The following is a 20974-nucleotide window of genomic DNA, read 5'->3' as shown; positions in this document are numbered from 1 at the left end:
TGGACCGGGGAGGACCCGGGCGGATCTGGGAGGACCGGGCGGACGGCTTCACAGGGATTGTTACGCTCGCCGGATGAGCATTCCGGCACCCGACGAGATCCGTGCGCTGCACGAGAAGTACGCGCCCACCGCCGAGGCGTTCGCCCTCGTCCACACGCACTGCGAGATCGTCTGGAGCATCGCCGAGCAGCTCCTGTCCGCGCCGCGCCTGCGCCACCTCGACGCGGAGCTGGTCCGCGCCGGCTGCCTCCTGCACGACATCGGCGTCTACCGCCTCTACGACGCCGACGACCGGCTGGACCACACGCAGTACATCCGGCACGGACTGCTCGGCCACGAGATCCTGGAGCAAGAGGGCTTCCCCGAGGCGCTGCGCCGGTTCTGCTCCCACCACACCGGAGTCGGCCTCACCCGGCACGACGTCCTGAGCCAGGACCTCCCCCTGCCCCCCGCCGACTACCTGGCGGTGACTCAGGAGGAGCGGCTGGTGATGTACGCGGACAAGTTCCACACCAAGTCCCGCCCGACAGCGTTCCTCACCGCCGACGAGTACGCCACCCACGTCCGCCGCTTCGGCGAGGCCAAGGTCACCGCGTTCCAGGCCCTGCGCGCGGAGTTCGGCGAACCGGACCTTTCGGGGCCGGTGCCGTGCGGTGGCGCGTCCGCCGGCGCCCGACCGGGTATGGCCGTGCTACCGCGCGGTGCCGCTGGAGGCCCAGCCGGTACTCGCTAGGAACGGCGACTGCCGGGCCGCTTCTACTTGCCACGCATCAGCTCCGCGTTGACGGCGTCGACACGTGCGTACAGGGGGCCTCCGGTGATGACGCCCTCACCCATACCCCGACGATACGGATCGACGTCAATCACGGTGACGAGCGCATTGCCCAGTCCGATCACCACCCACCAGTGCCGCTCATCCGCCCGCACCCGCCAGGTCGACTTCACCCATTTCCCGGTGTCCGTGCGCACCTCTGCCGAGACCAACTCCCAGCTTCCTGGATCGAAGCGTGTCAAGGTCTGCAGGGGCGCATCTCGCTCTCGGAGCCGTTTGGTCACGTGTGTGCCGTGCGCCCTCAGCTGTACCGGTTCGCTCAGGATGTGGCGGACTCGCGTGAAGAGTGAGTTGGGGCCTGTCTGGACGTGAAAGCGCGCGGTCTGAAAGCGGGGCGGCACGATGAACTCCTTGGAGCGGGAAAGCCTGAGACATGAACGGGATCAGCGGTGACGCCAGAGCTGGTGGAGCCGGAAGACATCCATCCGCCAGTGCATAGCGAGGGACGCATCCGGTACACGCTTCCAGCCGCGACTGTCGCTGATACGGGAGTAGAGGACCTGCGGTGACAAGTCGGCACCGGCGACCAGCGTGGACAGCGGTGACTCGTCCGCGGGTGTGTCGTGGTCGACCATCACGAGGAGTTCCCTCAGGTTGTCCGAATGAGATCAGGCAGCTCACCGCCTGTCCGTTGCCGCAGATCACTCCAGGTGATCACGGTTCCGGTACGTGCCGTGTCCTGGAGGACAGTCCGTACCCGGTCGGCGAAAGACACAGGGAGGCCCACCTGCACCCGAGCAGCAACGGAAACCGCCGTTTGCTCGAGCAGCTCCCATTCCGCCGCCTTCTTGGCAGGGATACGGACGAACCCCTCGGCCCGCAGGGCCCACGATGACGTCGGGTCACTGCCCTGCGGGCCCTGAGTACTGCGGCTCGTTCGGTCAGCGCGTACACGTGGTGGGGGTTCGGGGCCACGGCCGAGGTCGGCAGGGACAGCCGGGCGCGGAACAGTACTGACCCGATGGGCCGCGCGTCCACGATTCCGGCATGGACGAGGCGGCACTGAACGAGCGTGGTCCACTCAACCTGATGGCCGGGGAGGTGCGTTCCGATTTGGACAACGCGGGTGCCGTTCGCGGTCTCGCATCGAGAGCGCAAGGCGTATCCGCTGGCCTCAAGTTCGTATGGGGCGAGCTGACTGTCCGGCCCGTACATGCGCACGGTGGGCGATTTACCCGCCGGGGTGGCGAGGTGTTCCCCGTCGGCCTGCCACTGCCTGAACGAGCGCCAGGCCATCTGCACGTGGATCATGCGGCGCTTTTTCTTCGATCCAAAGCGAATCTCGATGGCGTCGCTGCGAGCGTTCTTCTGCTTCACGTACTGCACGGTGATGCTGGGCTGGCCCTGTCTGCGCAGCCATGTACTGAGTGCCTCAAGGATGTAGAGATGGTGGGCGCTGCTTTCGCCGCGTGCGGTGCGATTGCATCGGACCGGCGGCCTGTGGGCGAAGTGCGACTTCTTGTCGTCGCAAGCGCGCAGAGTGAGCAGTTTGCCCCATCCTCCGAGGAGAACACCACAGATGAAGGCATTGGAACCGTACTTCTCACGAAGTTGGTTCGCGGCCTGTTTCTCGAAGGGGAGAAGCTGAGGGATGTCACCATCAGGACCGTCTCGTACGGCAGTCTGTACGTTACGGGTGTCCTCTTCATCGAACCCAAAGATGGCCGGAGTCATCGAGGCCACCTCCTTGCTGCGCGTGTGAAGCCTCGAAGTCGAGTGCGACCGAACAATGATCGAGCAACGTGCGGCCCGTCACCGCATGGGGGCCGCGGACATCCTGTACCGCCGGCACTGTGCCGGTGCCGTCTTGAGGTCACTCGTAGGGAATTGTCGCATCCCCTTGCGGATCACGTCGATGGCGGGTGGTGCAACCGGTCAACGGCTGTGCTGCAGTCGCACAGGCTCATCGAGCACGGCGCGCGCACCGTCGAAGTCCGCCAGTCGCGCCGCGACCGTGGCAACCGCAAGGCGTTCTGGAAGAGCGGTGGAGAACTTCAGACCGCGCACGGCTCGACGGTCCACGTCGGGCAGGACGAGGCTCCCCCCGACGTTCGCACGAGCCGCGTGCCACTCGGTTGGGGTGATGTCTTCGCGCAGACGGAGCCAGCAGTCGGTGGGACGTTGCAGGGGGTCCGTGACCGACTGAAGCGTGGCGGCGAGGGTGGCGTTGGCACGGTAGCCGGCCCAGGTCCACCAGCGGATGTCGGCGCCCGCGTGTGTGATCAGTGTGCCGCCCGGATGCACGGTGCCGGGCCCGTCGCTCTCGCGCTGCTCGGCCAGGCATGCCTCGGCGCGGCGAGTGAGCGACACGGGCGGGTCCTCGCCGAGCAGCACCTCGCGCATGGCACGCGTGAGGGCATAGGACAGCCCGACGACTCCGCCGTTCATCCACTTGGCGATGCCGCCGCCGTCGGCAGGTTCGACGAAGACACGTTTGCGCAGCCAGTCGATGTAGGTGACCTGCCAGCTGCGTCCGCCGAGCAGCAGCCGTCGCGGGCCGGGGCGTTCCTCGGTGAGCACGCTCGGGTCGGTGCGGCCGATCTCCGTACGGCCGGACAGGACGGTGAACTGCGGCGGCGCCGTGAAGGAGGCGGTGAGCTCAATGAAGTGCCGCTTGCCGAAGCGGCGTTCCGCCTCTGGTCCCACGAACAGCATCCCGCCGTCGTTGTCCAGGAAGCCTTCCTCTGTGAGGAAGCGCAGGATGGGTGCGGCGGATCGGTCGAAGGGCGAGAGGCCGTTCCACTGCCCGTCCCACAACTGGTCGCCGAGCTTGTGCTGTTGCAGCGTGACGGCAAGGAGTTGTTGAGCGACCAGGTGGCGCGGCTCGGGTGGCGGCAGGACCGGCTCCACCCAGCCGCGTGCCCACAGCAGCAGCAGACCGGACGCCTGCAGCAACGTGTCCTTGCGGGTGGTCAGGAACAGACAGTTGCGTACGGTGCCGAGGCGCCGGCCGGTGCGGCCGATGCGCTGGAGGAACGAGGCAACGGAGGACGGTGAGTCGATCTGGATGACTCGGTCCAGATCACCGACGTCGATGCCGAGTTCCAGGGTTGAGGTGGACACGATGACGCAGTCGCGGGCTTCGGCGAAGGCCTGCTCCGAGCGGATCCGTTCGTCGACGGAAAGGGAGGCATGGGACAGGAAGACGGTCACCTCGCGGGCCCGGAGCGCGGCCCCCAGCTCCTCCACCTGGCGGCGCGAGTCGCAGAAGACGAGACGTTTCTCCCCCCGGTGCAGGGCGGCGATGAGCTTGGCGGCGTTGTCGAGCGAGCCCACGTAGTCAAGTTCCACCTCGCCTGCCGGCCTGTGAGACGGGCCCTCGGCGGCCTGTTCCCCATGTCTGGCAGCACCGACGGCGGGCAGGTGGGCGCCCGGTGCGACGACCTGCCCGGTGCGACTCCCGGCTCTGGCTCCTTGCAGCCAATGCAGCAGATGCTCCGGGTTGCCGACAGTCGCCGACAGGCCGACACGCTGGATGGCGTGGCCGGTGACCCGCTCCAGCCGTTCAAGTACGGCGAGCAGGTGCCAGCCCCGGTCGTCACCCGCGAAGGCGTGCACTTCGTCGACGACGACAGCGCGCACGCTTCCCAACAGACGCGCGTGGTCGGTCTTGACGCCGATCAGCATCGCTTCGAGTGACTCAGGGGTGGTCAGCAGGATGTCCGGCGCCTCGCTGCGGATGCGCTGCCGTTGGGACTCCTTGGTGTCGCCGTGCCACAGGGCGGCGCGCCGCCCCAGCCACTGGGCATAGGTGTCGACGCGGCCGACCAGGTTGTTGAGGAGCGCCTTGAGAGGGCACAGGTACAGCACCGAGGTGCCGGTCCACTGCTGTTCGGCCATCGCCGAGAGCAGGGGGAAGCAGGCCGCCTCGGTCTTGCCGCCGGCCGTCGGCGCCAGCAGTACGGCGTCCTCCCCCTGCATGAGCGGGGTGATCGCCGCACGCTGAAGGGGGCGCAGGTCGGGCCAGCCGAGAGTGTTGACGATGTGGTGCAGGACGACGGGATCGAGCTGATCGAGTACGTCGGCCCCTTCCCTGGTAGGCCCCGCCGCATCCGGGCTGTCCATGTCCGCCATCACAGCTCCAGGTCGATGTCGTCGGCAGACGCCGAACCGCCGGTGGCCGTGGCGGCCAGGTTCCGCTCCACGTCGGTGAGCTCGCTGCTCGCGACGGTCAGCTTGTAGTGCTGTCGAGGGTCGAAGTCGTCGAACTGGTCCACGCGGTCGAGCACGTCCCCGACGAGCTTCTTCAGGAACAGCCGGGGTGCTACACCCACCTTTCCGCCCAGCGCCCCGCCGACGGCCCGTGCCAGGTCCGCGACGTAGGCGTCGTCGACAACCGTCCGTACGCGCTCGGGCGAGGTGGCGGCGTCCGCGTAGAGGTCCCGGATGGTGACGCCGAGGTCTACGAGGGACTCCTGGGTGAAGCCGGGCAGTCGTATCTGCACCGCGCGGGGGTTGTCGAAGCGGGGATCGGTGGTGAAGTCGGTGGCAAGGCGCTGGGCGAGCGGAGCCAGGCGTTGGACGCCCTGCTGGCCGTCATAGAAGGCCGGCGTGCCGGTGATGACGAGGTACAGGCTGGGGAAGCGGCCGGAGTGCACCTCGTCGATGAGCTGCCGCAGCGCGTTGAGCGCCTTGTCGCGGGCGTCGGAGCGGACCCGCTGGAGCGTCTCCACTTCATCGAGGACGACGAAGAGCCCGGTATGCCCGGAGTCGCGCAGCACGGTGAGCATGCCTTGCAGGAAGCCGAGGGCGCCGAAGTGGTCCAGGTCCCCACGCACCCCGGCCGACCGACGCGCGGCAGCGGCCACATGCGGCTGGCCGCCGAGCCACGCCAGCACGGCAGCGGCGGTCGCCTCGTCGCCGTCGGCGAGGGCCGCCCGGTAGCCGCGCAGGGCGGTGGCGAAGGACGGCGCGTGCCGGGACACTTCGACGAGCCGTGCGACGAGCAGCTTCTCCACCTCGCCTGGCAGCTCCTCCTCGGTCGCGCCGGCCGCGAGGGCGTCCTCCTCCAGGGCGTAGAACCAGGCGTCGACCACCGGGCGCAGAGCACTGGGCGGGAAGCTCGACGTGGTGAGCCGTTCCGTGAGCCTCCGGTAGACGGTCTCCAGCTTGTGCAGCGGTGTCTCGTTCTCGGAGATCTGGATCTCGGCCACGGCGAAGTTGCGCCGTTTGGCTCGCTCCCCCAGCCAGCGGGTGAAGAAGGTCTTACCGGACCCGTACTCACCGCGCACGGCCTTGAACACGGACCCGCCGGAGGCGACGGCGTCGAGTTCCGCGTCGAGGGCCGCCTCGTACCGGTCAAGGCCGGTGGCGAGCAGATCGAGCCCGCTCTCAGGTACGGCCCCGCGGCGCAGGGCGTCGATGACGGAACGGCGGCGGGCGGCGCTGACCTGGGCGGGGCGCTTGGATCCGGTGGTGCTCACGGGGACCAGTGTTTCATCTTCCCGTGCGCCAGGCTTCGGCGATGAATCACGATGTCCGGTTCGTAGGCAAGAGGCAGGTCTCACCCCGAGGCCGTTCGCGACCTCGGGGGCTCCACGTTGGTCACCCAGGTGGCAACGCTCGACATTCGCTCTCCGTCGTGGCGCGCCCCGTCCCTCCTGTCGACGTGACACCGGCGGCGCATCGGCACTCCGCGCGGTAGTCGCGGGGTCCCCTATGCTCGCGAGGCAATTCGTATGAGATGGATTCAGGGGGCGGAGCCGCATGGCCGATGAGATCAAGTACGAGTACAAGACCGTGCAGACAGTCCGTGGCACAGACAGCTTGGTGATCTCGAAGATGCAGAAGGACGGCTGGGAGCTCGTGGAGCAGGCGCAGGGCAAGCTCCGCTCCACCCTCAGCTTCCGTCGGCCGAAGAAGCCGCAGCCATGGCTCCTGATCGGCACGGCAGCCGCCGTCCTCGCGATCCTGGCCATCGTCATCGGCGTTGCCTCAGCCCTCAGCGACGGAGACGAGAAAAAGGACGAGGCAGACAAGACGACGGCTGCTGCGGGTGCAGGGCCTTCCGCTGAGCCGGCTCCGGCCGTGACCAAGTCAGCTGCCGACGAGGTGACTACGCCCCAGAACGATCCGAAGTTCGCAGCCCTACTGAAAGCGGACTCTTGCGATGACGGGAATCTGGACTTTGCGACCAGGCACAAGGGCCGGACCATCGCGTTCAACGGCTCCATCGTGAACATGGCACCCTACGGTGACTACGACACCCGCTACGACTTCCTCCTGGGCCCCGGCGACAAGGGACCGAACACGACGGCCGGCCCGGCCTTCAAGTACGAGGACGTCAACATCTCCGATCTGAAGCTGACCGGCAAGAAGATCCCCGCCACCGTGGGCACAGGCGACAAGTTTCGCTTCGTCGCCAAGGTGGGAGAGTTCAACGCCGACCAGTGCCTCTTCTTCCTCGACCCGATCTCGACGGAAACCCGGTGACCTGGAGGGGCAATCGCACCCGCAGGCCTGGCCGGACTGGCCCATGGAGCGCCGGACAGGGACGTGAATAGGGATCCCGGCACCTTCCTCTGCGAACCGGCTTGACCGTCACCGAGGAGCACTGCTGGAATCACTCTCCGTACAGGCAACAGGGCGGGAAGTGGAGTCACATGGCGGCCCTCGACAACGTGAAACTCAAGGACGTACTGGCGGATGTCGCCTCCGGGTCCTTACAACTGCCCGACTTCCAGCGGAACTGGAAGTGGGACGACGACCGGATCCGGGCGATCATCGCGACGGTCACGCTCGACTATCCTCTCGGTGTCGTGATGACGCTGCAGACCGGCGGCGCCACCCGGTTCCGGTCCCGGACCCTCACCGGCGCGCGGCCGGACGGGGATCCGGCTGCCGACCTCCTGCTGCTGGACGGGCAGCAGCGCCTCACCTCACTCTTCCAGTCCCTGTGGCTGGACGCCCCGGTGGAGACGGCGGACTCCCGGGGCAAACCCATCCAGCGGTGGTACTACGTCGACATCGCGAAGGCCGTCGGGCCATCCGCGGACCGGGATGAGGCCATCGTGTCCGTCCCGGCCGACAAGATGCTGCGGACGGACTTCAACCGCACCGTGGTGCTGGATCTTCGCACCACCGAGGCCGAGTGCGCGGCCGGTCTCTTCCCCCTCCACTTCGTCTTCGACGCCCAGCGCGTCAACGAGTGGAAGAAGGCGTACATCAAGGCCGACGAGGACCGGAACTGGGACCTGTGGGGCCAGTTCGACGAGGCGGTACTCCAGCAGGTCCGCGCCTTCCAGGTGCCGATGATCCGGCTGGCCGCCTCCACCTCCATGGATGCCGTCTGCCCGACTACCTGAGGCTCCTGGACGGAGACCAGACGAAGCAGTCACTCGCCGAGCAGGCCGACCGCAACTGGGAGGCGTTGAAGTGGCCCAACATGCCCCGCGAGCAGTTCATCGGCCTGCTGAAGCGGGTGAAGGACATCCGCAACCGGATCGCCCACTTCGACGAGAAGCCGCTTCCATCGGAGATGATCGACGAGCTGACGACCTTCGCGAAGGTGCTACGGGCATTCGCGTCGTGAGGTGGCGGGACGGGCCCGCTCCTCGCTCAACGCGGACTGGGCTGCCTTCACCGCCTACGCGAGTGACCCCCACCTGACAACGGATCACTCGGGGTGCCTCCAAGGCCCGCGCTCTGGAGGCACCTCGAGCTGTCTCTTCAGTCCGATTTAAGGGCGAACTGCTCGCGCAGCAGCGCCTCGTGGAGGCGCAGGGTGCGGCCGTCCGGCAGGGTCTCCAGGACCTGGACGCCGTCGTAGTTGAGGAGTTGCCGCAGGACGGCGGCGAAGCCGTCGCCCCGGGTGACGGGCATGCCGGCGCGCTGGGCGAGCGCGGTCACCGGCAGGGTGCCGCCCGCGTCCAGCAGGGCGGTGAGCGCCTTGTGCACCTGCTCCTGCTGCGGCTTACGGGCCAGGCCACCGAGCTGGGCCTGGTATGTCTCCGAGTCGAGCAGCGCCATCACCAGTCTCTCGGGCCGGGAGACGACGACCGGGGTGAGCAGGGCGTCGTCTCCCCCGGTGGTCAGCGCGACGTCGAACAGTGTGTCGTGGGTGCGGGCGACTTCCGCCTGATCCTTCTTGACCTTCCCGGTCGGCTTCTTGGAAGCAGAGACCGTTCCGGCCGCAGGCTGGGTGGTGGGCTCGCTCGCCAGTGACGTCCTTCCGGTCTCCTCCGGGGCCCACCAGTCCGGCCGCTGGTCGCCCAGCTCCCGCCACCCTTTGGGAGGCTCCGCACCGAACGGCAGGAAGGCGAGCACCGGGATGGTGACCTCGGCGAGGGAGGCCCCGCCGTGGTAGCCGGCCTTGAGGGCGGTATAGCGGGAATCGGCGTCCCAGAGGGCAACGACGGACGCGCCGGGTTCCGGCCAGACCACCCGAGATCCGGACAGGGCGATCTCACGTTCGGCGAGCGGGCCGTCGCCCGGCAGGCGGTGGCGGGCGGACGCGGGATCGACGGAGGTGTCGACCTTCGTGCCGTGCCGGTCGACGACGTGGCCGTGGTCACTGGTGAGGACGACCGCCATGCCCTGGTTGGCCGCCACCCGCAGCAGGTCGCGCAGGCCGGGCACGTCGTCGATCCGCCAGGCGCCGTCGCCGAGCTTCTGCTCCTTGGCGAGCCGGTCGTCGATGGCGTTGAGGACGACGGCGACATGGGTCCTGCCGTCGGCCAGCGCCTCGGTGAGCGCCGGACCGAAGATGCCACCCGCGGCCTCGGTACGCAGGTCGTCCTTGTGGAACACGGCGGCCGGGGTCCCGCCCCACAGCTTCAGTGCGGGGAAGAGCCGCTTCTCGTCTGCCTGGGTGCCCTTCATCAGGGTGCCCGCGAAGAGAGAGGTGCGGGACACGGCCGTCACGGTGGGCAGCGCAGCGGCCATCGCCCGCCGGTGCGGAGTCTCACCCTCGGGCAGCGGGTCGAACTCGGCCCAGGAGCGGCGCAGTTCCTCACCGAGTTCGTTGGCAATGGCAGCGCTCATACCGTCGAGCACGAGCAGCAGCACTCGCCGCTCCTCCCCGCGCCGCACGACCGGGCCGACCACGCGGTCGAGGAAGGTCTCGACGGTGAGCATGCTGCCGGGCTGGGTTCCGGCCTCCGTCCAGGAGGCCAGGGAGCGGGCGAAGGACGCGTCGATCTGCCGGCGCCGGTCCCTGACGCGGGTGCCGAGGGTGTCGTAGGCGGCCTTGAGGACGGGGTCAGAGTCGCCGCCGGCCTCGATGTGCTCCAGGGCGAGGTCCGCCCAGCCGGTCTCGGCGACGTGCCGCTGTATGGCGTCGGCCACGGTGGGAGCGTCGGCGGGCGGATCGGTGACCAGCCAGCGGGCAAGGCGCTGGCCCATGCGGGCGCGTTCGATGCGGGCGGATTCCTCGGGCTCGGCGGCCAGCCGGTGATCCTCCAGGGCACGGACGGCGTCCGTCACCGAGGTCATGTCACCCGCCGCGAGGGCTCGGCCGACGGCGGTGAACCGGGCCTCGAGTCCACCGCGCAGGACCGGGCTCGCCGCCACGGCCTCCTCCGCGCCGAACTGGCGGGCCAACGCGGACGCCCGGTCGAGCACGATGCCTGTGGTGCGGCGCGCCTCGCGTGCCCGCTCGGCATCAGTGCCGCTGGTGCGGTGTCCGGTTGCCAGCAGCGTGGTCACGTACTCGTCGGCGGCCCGGCCGAAGACGGTCACCAGGGCGTCGAGCTGCTCGCCGGTCGCCGGAGGCTGGTCACCGAAGTAGCGTTCGGCGCGGCCCCTGGCCCGGTACGTCTCGGGGGCGGGTTGGGCGTGTTGCCACAACGCCGCGCAGACGAGGCCGAAGGCGGCAGCGTCCGCGCCGCGTTCGGCGTCGACGAGGGCGAGCAGGGCACGGCCCGCAAGGCCCGCCTGATCGCCCTCGCCGAGGAAGTCGGCCAGTCCGGAGCGTTCGGGGCCGCGCAGGGCCAGGAACCGTTCGGGGGCTCCGGGCCGGGTCGACCAGTGCAACAGGGCTTGGGCGTCGAGCCGGTCGTCGCCGGGGCGGCGCGTGCCGCCCTCGGTGTCGTAGCGGCCCACGCGCAGACGGCGCTGGGCGAGCGCGGTGAGTGCGTACTGGCGGGACAGCCAACCGCCGGGCACGGCCGGCCAGCCGCCGGGCGGGGTGGCGTCGAGCAGAGCCTCGGCGGCCCAGTTGACGTCCTTGAGCCGGGGGTCTATCTGCCGGGCGCCGAACGCCTCGCGGACGACGTCCCAGCTGTCAACCGTGTCGATGCGCAGCTTGTGGACGCGGGCGAGGATCGCCGGGTCCAGTTCGTTCTGCTCCCGGTCGGTGAGGACGACCAGCACGGCGGGGCCGGGGCGACGGCCCGCCAGGTGTTCGAGGACGAGTTCGTGGACGGCGAGCGGGGACGACGCCACCGCGACACCGGCCGTGAGTCCCTCACCCCAGACGGGTTCGGCGGGGCCGTCCCACTGCGGCGCGGACCGCAGCAGCACGGCCCGGCGCCGCCCCTGCTCCTCCCCCGTCAAAGAGGCGGCGAGGTGCGTCTGGGAGGACAGGTACTGGGCGACGGTCGCGGTGTTCAGCCGTACCGCGCCCGGTGCGGCGGTGGCGGTGTCCGTCATTCGATGACCTGCCAGGTGATCTCGATGGTCGCGTTCGGGTGGCGGGCCGCCAGTTCGGCCAGCTCCGCCTGGAGGTCGGCGGCGGCCCGGGACACGGTCGTGCTGCGGCGTCCGGACTTCCGCGCCGTGCCACCGCTCCCCGAGGAGGGCACCTCCTGCGGGGTGTAGGGGATGCGCGGGTCACTGGTCGGCGTGTCCAGGGACTGGTCGTCGGCCGTGGAAGGCTGGGGTGTGATGGGCACGGGCGGCGGGGCGGCCTGGGTGCGCCTGATCAGGGAGACGACCTCGCGCTGGGTGCGGGCGAGCGCGTCGCGCAGGTCGGCGGTGCGCTGGTCGTCGCGGGCGACGTTGCGCAGCGAGTCGAGCAGCACCTCACCCTCGGGGCCGAGCCCGGCGGCGAGTTCCAGCGTGCTCCAGGGGGCGGAGGCGACGGCCTCCGCAACAGCGCGGGCCTTCTTGATGGAGGTGCCGTACCGGTCGGCGCTGGTGTCGCCCAGGTCGAAGGAGGCGAGGGCCTCCACGGTCTTCTTCGCCCCGGCCGCACCCTTGCCGGCCTCCGCCGTGAGCGCGTCCAGCAGTTCCAGGGAACGTCGGGCGAGGGCCAACCGCCCGCTGTCGGCGGTCTGGTCGAGGCCGAGGAAGAAGGCGTGGGCCTCCAACTGGTGCACGAGGTCTGCCGCGTGGTCCCGGTGGCCGCGAGCGGCCTCGATGATCTGCCGGGCGAACTGGTTGACCATTCGACCGCGCAGCAGGGCGGGCGGCTTCGCCCCGAAGATCGACTCGAAGCGCTGCCGCGCGGTGTCCCAGTCGGACTCGGCGGGCAGCGGCTGGCTGCGCAGCGCGTCGTGGTCCTTGATCGCGGTCAGTTCGGGCGCGGGATCGAGGACGGTGCCACCGCGCACCCACACCCGGTCGTCCATCTCGGCGAAGGCGGCGACGACGAGCCGGGCGAGAAAGTCGGGCAAGCCGCGAGGGTCGGGCTTGTCGGTCCAGTCGGTGAGCGTGATCAGGGACAGGTCCCCGGTTACCCCCTGCGAGCTGGCGAGCTGCCGGAAGTGGTCGGCCCAGTAGCGGGACAGCTCGAAGTACGCCTCCTTCTGCTGCCCGAGACGCAGCGGTCCAGCGATCCGCTGCATAACCTTGCGGTCGGCGGCCGGGACCTCCACCCGCCCGTCGCGCGCCTCGGCGGCGGCCCGGACGTGGGTGAACACCTTCTTGGTGTCGGCGGGCTTGACGGCGGTGCCGGTGGCGTCGGGGTCGAGGTCGGGGTGGGCCGGGTACTGGTGGGCGAGCAGCTTGCCTGCGACGTGCCGGATGCCGTCGTGCAGGCTCTGCCCGAAGGACAGGGTGAGTCCGTCGACGTCGGGCAGGGCGACGAGGTGGTCGTCGAAGTCGGGCACGACGTCGACGGCCTGCTTCTGCGCGAGCCCGTACGCCTGCTTGAAGGCGCCCTTGACCTGCTTGAGCAGGGCCTCGCGCTGGGTTTCGAGCAGGCCCTTGGCGCGGCTGCGGTTGTCGGCGTTGAGGTGGCCGGCGTACTGGGTGTCGAAACGGTGCTCGTCGGCGAGGGCCTTGTCGATGACGACGAGGCGCCGGAAGTCGGCGAAGCGCTGCGCGGACAGGTGTGCGGGCAGCCAGGCGACAGTGCGGGACCGTTCGCCCTGCTGGCGTTCACGCAGCCGCTGGATGCGGTTGACGTCCTCGACCGGACCCCACTCGCCCTCGTCGAAGGGAAGGTCTATGGCGATGCGCCAGCGGCCCTCCTCCTGCGGCATCAGGTCGTGGTCGGGCAGTTCGTCCTCGTCTGCGACGTTCCCGAAGACGATCTCGGCGGTACGGGCGGTGCCGCGCCAGGTGAAGCTGAGCTGATCGCTCAACTGCCCGTGTTCGACACCCAGTTCCTCGGACAGCAGACGGCGGGCGAGCGCGACGCGGTTGCCCGGGTTGTCGTTGACCTGGGCGTTGGCGATGACGGAGTCCACGTCGACGCCGGACAGCTCCAGCCGCACGCCGGGGTTGGCGTCGGTGCCGGTCTCCTTGATCTCGGGGAACCGGGCCGCCCACTCGGCGACCTTGTTCTTGATGATGCCGACCTCGGCGCCAGGGATGGGGGCGAGAACCGATCCGTGGTTGAGCGCGCCGAGCCGCCGGATGGTCAGCTCGGACAGCGCGGGCACGCTGGGCGCGAGCGCGGAGAGCAGCAGGGTGCACACGAGCCGGTTGTCGCCGACGAACATACGGCAGCGGTTGGCACGCTGCGGGTCGGCGATGGTTTCGGGCCGGTTGCGGTACTGCTCGACGTCGTCCTCGGTGATGTCGTAGGAGCTGAGCAGGTAGGGCCGCAGCTTGGTCTTGTAAAGCTTGTCGGCAGCCTCGAAGACGACCTTCAGGCTGTCGGTGAACGGCTTGTCGCCGCCCGCAGTGATCACCGGGTAGAGGTCGCCGACGGGGATGAGCTGCCCGAGGCGGATCTCGTTGCGGTGGTCGGCGAGGAGCTGGCCCATCAGCTTCAGACCGGTGCGGGAGCGCTGCAGCGCGGACGAGATGTGGACGAGGGTGTCCATGAACGCCGGCGAGAAGGGGTAGGTCAGCCGGAACGACTCCGCGTCCGCGCCGGTCGTTCCCTTCTCCGAGCCGAGCAAGGTGTCCCACACCTGCGGGCCGACCCGCTTGGTCTGCTCGAAAGCCACGTCGACCAGCTTCGCCGCCTCGGCGTCCTTGGGCTTGAGGAGGCGGGCGTGGGCGATCTGCGGGAGGTTGCGGTCCTCCAGGGTGATCTTGTCGAAGCGGCCGGAGGCCAGGTTCAGGGTGTCCTGGATGGACGACTCGGCCGCGCCGGACACCTCCTCGCCGACCAGTTCGCGCAGGTCGCGCTGGCGGGCGATGAAGGACACGACGGGGATGGCACGGCGGGCGTCGCCGCCCTCCACGAAGTTCGTGATCTTGCTGGCCTCGCGCGCCACGAACTTCTGGTCGTGGATGAGGGTGGCCAGCCAGAGGATCAGCTCGTCCATGAACAGGATCAGGCCGTCGTAACCGAGCGCTTTGGCGTGCTCCGCGATGACGGACAGACCGGCGTCCAGGGAGATGAAGCCGTGCTCGTCCTCGGCGGCGTTCTTCATGAAGCCGGGGAGGAGGTTGGTGCCGGCGTCGTTGACCAGCTTGGCCCGCAGTTCGGCCGGGGTGGAGGGGTTGGTGAGGTTGAGCGGGACGCCCGCCTCGTGGTTCTCCTCGGCGGCGAGGGCGATGTCCAGGAGCTGCGGGGTCCAGGCGAAGCCCTCGCCCCACTCGTCCTCCTCCCCGTCGTCCGCGTCGCTGCCGCCCAGGCCGCGGATGACCGCCTCATCGCCATAGGTGGCTCGCTGAGCGCGGATGTCGTCGAAGAGTCCGTCGGTCCGGTACACCTGCGGGGTGGGTGCCTCCGGGTGGAGCTTCTTGACGTGGTGCACGTACCCGCCGAGCACGCGCTGTTCCAGTGCCTTCGCGCCGAGCATGTGGTAGGGCACGAGCAGGAACTTCTTGCCGTCCGTGGTCAGCCACTCGTGCTTGGTCAGCACCGGGTCGAACTCGGTGCGGGCGCGGGCGGCCGGGTTGCCGCTGAGCAGTGCGTACAGCACCGCCATGAAGTGTGACTTACCGGAACCGAAGGAGCCGTGCAGGTACGCCGCCTTGGAGCGGTGCCCGTCCAGCGCAGACTTGATGAGATCCAGCGCCTCGTCGAAGTTCTCCAGCAGCCGCTCTGTGACGACGTAGTCCTTGAGCGCGTGCTGGGCGCCCTCGTCTGTCGTCGCCTCGGCTAGGGACAGCACGAAGTCCGAGGTGGAGATGGACTCCTTGATGTCGATGACATCGCGGAGAAGGGGCGGCTGCTGGGCCATTACCGGTCACGCTCTCCATCTGGTGGCCTCCGCCACCGCTTGTACTTGATCGTTTGGGTGCCTGGTTGTCGGTTGGCTGCCCGACCGGACCCTCGGTGGTCAACGGTATGGCACCCAAGAAGTACACCGTGACGCTTCCCGACGAGCCCGCCGAGGCCGTCCGGGTCGAGGTCCGGCCCCGGCGGCTTCAGCCGTTACGTCACGCACGCCATAGAGCGCCGGCGGGAGCGCACGATCGTCTTGGGGAGCTCGTCGACTGGCTGGAGGCCGGATACGGCCCCGTCACCGAGGAGGAGCCGGCTCAGGCCGAAGCCGAGCGCCAGTAGATTGAGCGCAAGCACGTGAGCTCTCCCGGACCCGCCGGGCCGCCGCCGAGAACGCGCCTGAGCGGCCTCGCGAGGCAGTTTGACGGGTGAGGGGGTATACCCGCTCGACAGCGAGGGCCTCTCCCGGACGGCCCGAGGGGAGGCCGACATGAAGAGGCGCCTCAAGGTGGCCAAAGCATTCCGAACCCGGGTCCTGACCACGCCGATGCCCCACATCGCGGCATACGATCCGACGCGCTGCCCGCCGGTCTGGCGCACTGAGCGCCCTCCTAGCTCCGTGCCGAGCCGGTGACCGGGGAGATCGCCGAGGAGGCGACCAGCCTTCTCAGGGAGACGGGTCTGCACGGCCACAAGTACGCGATCGACGCGCCCCTCGCCGCCGTTGCCCTGCGACAGCCCGGCCCGATCGCCGTGTTCACGTCGGACGAGGACGGCATGCGCAAGCTGTGCGTCGACCGCGTGGCCGACGTAAAGCTTTGAGCCGAACACGGCCCCCCTCTCACTGTCTGCCCTGGTCACCGCCTCTGGGCGGCGACGGCAGGCCGCCTTCCGTGCCCGGGAGGTCCGGCAACCGGACGGGCGTCCGCTGTCCCTTGCGCTGTATACCCCCTCGATCAAGATCGATCAACCGACAGCGTCCGCACTTTGAACGGACGGAACCCCGATCAGGACCGTCGGACCAGTCCTGGGACCTGTAGGGCAGTCGAAGGTTCAAACGCGGTGGAAGACGTCGAGAGGGCCGTAAGCAGTCGGCTTGCTGTTGGCCAGCTCACGGTGGTTGCCCACGCGGTCCCGGAGGATGCCGACGGTGTCGGGCCACACGGTGAAGTGCCCTCCGTTGCCGACGAGGATGCGGTCCCAGTCCTGGGAAGCCGAAACGCCGGCTCGGTCGATGACGAACCCGCGGCAGTCGGCCGCATCCTGATCGAGCGTGCGCACCAGTGCCGCGACCGCCTCCTCGCGGTCGGACGCGGGGACGTCGGTGAGGCGCAGCGTGATGCTCTGCGTTGTCTCGTCCGTGCGTCGCACAATGCCGGTCAGGGACTGGTCGTAGCCCTTCCAGCAGGTGAACTCAGCCTTCGCGTATCGATCGTCGGCCAAGGCGGCGGCCAGGGCTGCGCCATCCCCCATCAGCGGCTCACGGTTTCCGACCGGCGTCTCACGGAACCCGAAGAGAGCATTGGTCAGCGGGTGCACGGCGGAGAGCCCGGCGTCCTCCATATGCGTGAGGAGCTGCTGGGCACGCGCGCTGTCCAGTTTCGGCACGTACCAGGTGAAGAAGCCCGCAGCCTTGGACGGGGCCGCAGCAGGAGCGTGGTCCGGGAACTCCTCATGGAAAATGTGCCTGGCACGTTCGTCGGACACCACAGGGACCGTGTAGTTGTTGGCCCGGATGTGGTCCAGGAGCTCCTGCGGCAGAGCAGCGTGGTGACGACGTACGTAGTGCGTGAGATCGACGGGCCAGAGCCAGGTGCCATCCGTCATCAAAGATCCGGAGCCGACGATCCACTCTTCGCCGGTGAGGACGTCGCGCTCGGCGCCCATCGTGGTGTAGATCTCCAGGGCCGATTCCAGGTAGGCGAGGATACGGTCCTCGTCCCAGGGCCCACTGTCCTGTACGGCATCGCGCAGCGACGGCGCATCGTCCGCCGTGGTGGCCTGACCGCCGATCTCCCGGTAGAAGCCCGCTCGCTTGATCATTTCCACTCCTGTGAGCCTGCCGCTAGTGGGCCATGGGCAGGTAGGTGCGCCAGTAGCCATTGTTGCCGATGGTGGGGGTCTGGTTGAGGCCGAGCTGGGGGGACGTTCCCACCTTGCTCGTCGGCGCCGTCACGGGCACACCGAGCTCGTTGGCGACGGACTGCGCGAGAGGCAGCTCGGGCGGTCTCGCGTCCGCGCCCGAGTAGCAGGAGATGAGGCGCACTGGCTCGCCGTGGTAGTTGGGATTGCTGCGGATGGCGTCAGCGATGTGATTGGGGTGCACTTCGAAGTCCGTGAGGGTCTTTCCCGCGGCGTTGACGCGGCCGGGCACGAACACCCCCTCGTCCGTGCCGTGGACTACCACGTCGTGTACGCCGGGGACCCGGGCGACCCGTTGCAGGTTGTTCAGGGTGCGTTCGTCGTAACCCACCGTGGTGGTGTTCTTGCCGAAGTAGACCGGGTCGCCCGAAACCAACTCGTAATCGCCGGCCCGCGCCGGTGCGGCGGGGATCTTCGAGTCGGGGGACTGGATCAGCTTCCACGTACGGGACTTGCCCATCTCGTCGAGGGCCGCGCTGTTCAGCCGGAAGCCGTTGAACAGGCCCTCCATTCCGCCGTTCTCGGCGACGATTCGGGCTGTACTCCCACCTGCCCCGAAGGCGCCGCCGAACTCCATGCCATAGAGGGCGGAGTCGCTCACCTCGTCGAGGCTGAGGCCCTTGCTCTCGCCGGTGGCGATGGCGACGGGCTGAGTGACAGCGAGGTCGACGGTGATCGACTCAAGTCCACCGATGGCGGCCGTGGCCAGGGTGGTGCCGGCGATGGTGGCGATCTCGGTGGACACGGTGACGCCGAGCGTGGCGGACAGCTCCAGGATCGAGGCGGTGGCGGCTGCCGCGGCGCCTTCGGAGATGCCCAGCGTGAAGACCGCGAGGGCTGTGCCGGCCACAATGGTGGCGCCGACGATCTCCAGCTCGTGCTCCAGATGCTTGACGGCCTTGTGGACGACGTCGGCGTACTGGTCGAGGGCCTTGGCCATGTCGCGGGCGCCATCGATCATGTCCTGGAGCCAGCCGTGGCCGTCGTAGTAGTAACGGCGCCAGAAGGGGTCGTCGAAGGCGGATATCGCCTCGCCTTTGTTGTGCTCGATGATGCCGCGCGCCGACTTGTTCGCGGCGGTCGTCACGTCTTCCAGGTCGTCGGCGAAGTCCCTCCAGGCTTTGGCCGCGTCCCGCAGCCCGCCTTCGTCGGCATCCGGCCACCACATGCCGGTCAGGTCCTGGACGATCTCTTTGGCCTTGTCGGCCGCGCTCACCGCGCGCTCCCGTGGCCGTCGTGCGGGGCGGGCTGGATCTTGCTGAACATAGAGCGGACCAGCAGTTCGTTGTCGATGTGACCGTCGGCCATGTCGGTCATGGCCGCTTCGATGCTGGCCAGGCCGAGCGCGAGAATACCGGCGGCGGTCTCCATCCTCTCGACGTGCGGGCCGTAGCACTCGTGGAACTTCTGCCCCTGTTCGTCGTCACCCCATGGCGAACCGGCCGCCGCCAGAGCCGTCTTGAGCTTGGTCAGCGCCTTGGCTAGGTCGGAGCTGTGCCTATGGAAATCCGGGGCCGTCGCCTTCAGATCGGCGATCTTGATGTTGAGTACCTTGCCGTCGCTGTGGTCGCCCATGGCGTCTTCTGCTCCCCCTGAGTCGGCTGACCGGCCCGAAGACGGTAGATCACCGAGCCGGTTTGCTCTCGCGATCCGAGTCAAGGGGCAGCAAAGTTCCGATCAAGGTGGGCAAAGGGTGAGGGCAGTGATACCTCGCCGAGCAAGGTGGACGAGAGCACGGGCCGGTGCCGCAGCCGATCTTCAGCACGGAGCGCGGGTTCACCCGGCAACTCTGGGCCGGGCCCGTGACCGGTGTACTGGATCCAGCAGAAGCCCGGCTCCGCGTCTTCCTTGAGCGCGGAAGCGGCGAAGGTGTCCCACAGCTGAGAACTCGGGCCCGCGCCTGCGTCGAAGACGGAAGGCCGGAACACTGCGCAGTTGGGAGGGCCCTCGCGCCGTCAGGACCTGGGTTCCTCCAGCTTGACGGCAGCGGAGTCCGCGCCGTGCGGTTCAGCCTGTGCCGGGACGAAGGATTCGTGTTCTTCTACGACTTCGCCGTCCACGACTTCCCCCTCCATCACTCGGTGCGACGGGTCCGCCAGCGGCAGGCCGGCGAGGTGCTTCTTTAGCCTCTTGGCCATCGGAAGTTAGGTCGCGAAGGTGAGCCCGCCGGACACAGCAGCCCCTACGAGAGGGATGGCCTTCGAGACGGCCTTCGCGAACGACTCCTTCGTCATCTTGACGCCGATGTAGGCCGCGACCTTCTTCACTATGGGATAGACGACGCCCTTGGTGAGCGCCTTCTGAGGCAGCTTCTTGGCGACCTGTTCCGACATCATCCCCGCGACCCTCCCCACAGCGGCGTTCGCCGACTGGGTGCCGAACATCACGCCGAAGAACAGCGTGAGCACCCCCACGGTCGCGTCATCGACGTCATCGCCCTCGTCGGAGAACAGCTCGGGCCAGCTGTAGAGATAGGCGAGCTTCTGCGCGATGCGCAGCATGTGGCCGACGTACTGGGCCACGTCGGCGGGCACCGTGGCGGGAAGGGCGAGGATGCCGGGTATCCCGGCCGCGGCAGAGAGGGCGCTGACCTTGGCGGTTTCGTAGCGGATGGAATCGTTGGCGACCTTGTCGAGAAATTCGACGGTGATGCCCGCCGCGGCGGGAGTCTCTTCTGTCGCTCGTCGGATCTCCTCCTCGGAGCAGTGGCGAGCCAGCGCAGTTCGGAGGTACGCCTCCCTGTGGATACGCACACCCGGAAGCTTCGCTGCCGCCAGCAGCACCGCGAAGAAACGCGACTCGGGGTTCTCAACCTCTTTACCCTGCTTCATGGCAGGAATTTACAGTAGCTCCGCGCTCCAAGGGCCAGCATGCGCTGACCGTTTCCCGTCATGAAGGATGGAGACGGCCTGGACAAGGCTGGCGATCCGGGTGGCTGGGCGCCGCAGATCACGGAGGAACCCTCAGGATTCCCGTGCCGTCCAGGGTCAGGTACGCCTTCGCCGACGCGGTCCGTACCGCGTCAGCGAGGCCGGTTTTCGGCTCACCAGCACTTTGCAGCCCTAACTGTGCCTCACGTAAAGTTGCGGGCATCTGATCACACTCGGGGGAGAGATCATGACCGAAGACTCACCAGTCGGTGCGGCGCCGGCCCGGATGCGTCTGAACCATGTGGTCCCGCTGGATGGCGGTGGAGGCTCGCCGTCCGGCGGCAAGGATCTCGCTTCAAGTCCCGCGGAGAAGAAGAAGGCAGCCGAGGCGATCGAGAGGCACCTGGAGCCTGACACCCACAGGGACGGCACCCAGGCGCGTGAGAGCACGGGGGCAGCCGCACGGGAGTTTGAGGGGTGGCTCACCGGAACTGCTCTGAAGACCGCGCGTAAGACGTGGAGCGAACAGCTCACGACGCTGATGAACCGCCTCGGCTCGGAGAAGGCCGCGTTGCGCGCCACCAACACGCTGCTGCAGAACACGGACACCGGCGTGGGGCTGGGCATCCGCAAGTCCTCCGCGCTCGACTCGTTCTGATCGCACAGGTCCGACCGAAC

Annotated in this window: 15 protein-coding genes and 3 pseudogenes; 7 read left to right on the top strand and 11 right to left on the bottom strand. The window is 68.6% G+C overall.

Annotated elements, in window-relative coordinates; translation table 11 throughout:
- Positions 1 to 73 precede the first annotated feature (73 nt).
- Positions 74 to 733: an HD domain-containing protein gene (locus ACZ4WH_RS11535; protein WP_468179116.1), complete on the top strand. Its 660-nt coding sequence runs from the start codon at positions 74 to 76 to the stop codon at positions 731 to 733.
- Between the two features lie 23 nt (positions 734 to 756).
- Here ACZ4WH_RS11535 and ACZ4WH_RS11530 read toward each other — a convergent pair whose 3' ends face one another.
- The 5 genes from ACZ4WH_RS11530 to brxD form a co-directional block, all read right to left on the bottom strand.
- Positions 757 to 1056 (bottom strand): hypothetical protein, encoded by a 300-nt coding sequence (locus tag ACZ4WH_RS11530; protein ID WP_468179114.1) that lies wholly within the window; start codon positions 1054 to 1056, stop codon positions 757 to 759.
- Positions 1057 to 1215: 159 nt separating this feature from the next.
- A complete protein-coding gene (locus ACZ4WH_RS11525) occupies positions 1216 to 1407 on the bottom strand; it encodes a hypothetical protein (protein ID WP_468179112.1) in 192 nt (63 codons plus the stop codon).
- A gap of 79 nt (positions 1408 to 1486) precedes the next feature.
- Positions 1487 to 2506 carry a competence protein CoiA family protein gene (locus ACZ4WH_RS11520; protein ID WP_468179110.1) on the bottom strand — a complete coding sequence of 340 codons (1020 nt, stop codon included), beginning with the start codon at positions 2504 to 2506 and terminating at the stop codon, positions 1487 to 1489.
- Positions 2507 to 2707: 201 nt separating this feature from the next.
- The gene (locus tag ACZ4WH_RS11515) at positions 2708 to 4906 is read right to left on the bottom strand and encodes a DEAD/DEAH box helicase (protein ID WP_468179108.1); all 2199 of its coding nucleotides are present in this window, start codon (positions 4904 to 4906) and stop codon (positions 2708 to 2710) included.
- Complete coding sequence (gene brxD / locus ACZ4WH_RS11510) at positions 4906 to 6255, bottom strand: BREX system ATP-binding protein BrxD (RefSeq protein WP_468179106.1); 1350 nt, start codon at positions 6253 to 6255, stop codon at positions 4906 to 4908. Before brxD ends, ACZ4WH_RS11515 begins: the two co-directional genes overlap by 1 nt.
- 283 nt (positions 6256 to 6538) lie before the next feature.
- On the opposite strand from brxD, the gene ACZ4WH_RS11505 reads away from it, so the two are divergent.
- The 3 genes and pseudogenes from ACZ4WH_RS11505 to ACZ4WH_RS11495 all read left to right on the top strand — a co-directional run.
- Positions 6539 to 7264 carry a DUF4839 domain-containing protein gene (locus ACZ4WH_RS11505; RefSeq protein ID WP_468179104.1) on the top strand — a complete coding sequence of 242 codons (726 nt, stop codon included), beginning with the start codon at positions 6539 to 6541 and terminating at the stop codon, positions 7262 to 7264.
- 170 nt (positions 7265 to 7434) lie between these two features.
- A pseudogene (locus ACZ4WH_RS11500) lies at positions 7435 to 8124 on the top strand (DUF262 domain-containing protein); the annotation flags it as partial.
- A gap of 2 nt (positions 8125 to 8126) precedes the next feature.
- A pseudogene (locus ACZ4WH_RS11495) lies at positions 8127 to 8363 on the top strand (CBS domain-containing protein); the annotation flags it as partial.
- Positions 8364 to 8500: 137 nt separating this feature from the next.
- Here ACZ4WH_RS11495 and pglZ read toward each other — a convergent pair.
- Complete coding sequence (pglZ, locus tag ACZ4WH_RS11490) at positions 8501 to 11422, bottom strand: BREX-2 system phosphatase PglZ (protein ID WP_468179102.1); 2922 nt, start codon at positions 11420 to 11422, stop codon at positions 8501 to 8503.
- A complete protein-coding gene (gene pglY, locus ACZ4WH_RS11485; protein WP_468179100.1) occupies positions 11419 to 15300 on the bottom strand; it encodes a BREX-2 system ATPase PglY in 3882 nt (1293 codons plus the stop codon). The genes pglZ and pglY overlap by 4 nt, the downstream gene beginning before the upstream one ends.
- A gap of 107 nt (positions 15301 to 15407) precedes the next feature.
- On the opposite strand from pglY, the gene ACZ4WH_RS11480 reads away from it, so the two are divergent.
- Entirely contained in the window at positions 15408 to 15626 is a 219-nt protein-coding gene (locus ACZ4WH_RS11480; RefSeq protein ID WP_468179098.1) for a hypothetical protein, read from the top strand.
- Between the two features lie 288 nt (positions 15627 to 15914).
- Positions 15915 to 16106: a hypothetical protein gene (locus ACZ4WH_RS11475; RefSeq protein ID WP_468179096.1), complete on the top strand. Its 192-nt coding sequence runs from the start codon at positions 15915 to 15917 to the stop codon at positions 16104 to 16106.
- Between the two features lie 231 nt (positions 16107 to 16337).
- On the opposite strand, the gene ACZ4WH_RS11470 is transcribed toward ACZ4WH_RS11475, so the two are convergent.
- The 4 genes and pseudogenes from ACZ4WH_RS11470 to ACZ4WH_RS11455 form a co-directional block, all read right to left on the bottom strand.
- The gene (locus ACZ4WH_RS11470) at positions 16338 to 17327 is read right to left on the bottom strand and encodes a hypothetical protein (protein WP_468179094.1); all 990 of its coding nucleotides are present in this window, start codon (positions 17325 to 17327) and stop codon (positions 16338 to 16340) included.
- Between the two features lie 22 nt (positions 17328 to 17349).
- Positions 17350 to 18642, bottom strand: coding sequence for a WXG100-like domain-containing protein (locus ACZ4WH_RS11465; protein WP_468179092.1), 1293 nt, complete (start codon positions 18640 to 18642; stop codon positions 17350 to 17352).
- Positions 18639 to 19001 carry a hypothetical protein gene (locus ACZ4WH_RS11460; RefSeq protein WP_468179090.1) on the bottom strand — a complete coding sequence of 121 codons (363 nt, stop codon included), beginning with the start codon at positions 18999 to 19001 and terminating at the stop codon, positions 18639 to 18641. Before ACZ4WH_RS11460 ends, ACZ4WH_RS11465 begins: the two co-directional genes overlap by 4 nt.
- 380 nt (positions 19002 to 19381) lie before the next feature.
- A pseudogene (locus ACZ4WH_RS11455) lies at positions 19382 to 20257 on the bottom strand (hypothetical protein).
- A gap of 286 nt (positions 20258 to 20543) precedes the next feature.
- On the opposite strand from ACZ4WH_RS11455, the gene ACZ4WH_RS11450 reads away from it, so the two are divergent.
- On the top strand, positions 20544 to 20954 hold the full coding sequence (locus tag ACZ4WH_RS11450; protein WP_355067394.1) for a hypothetical protein: 411 nt from the start codon (positions 20544 to 20546) through the stop codon (positions 20952 to 20954).
- Positions 20955 to 20974 lie beyond the last annotated feature (20 nt).

The sequence above is a fragment of the Streptomyces sp. NPDC029138 genome (assembly GCF_055564375.1).
The sequence above is the reverse complement of the archived record's forward strand: the minus strand, read 5'-3'. Positions and strand labels throughout refer to the sequence as shown.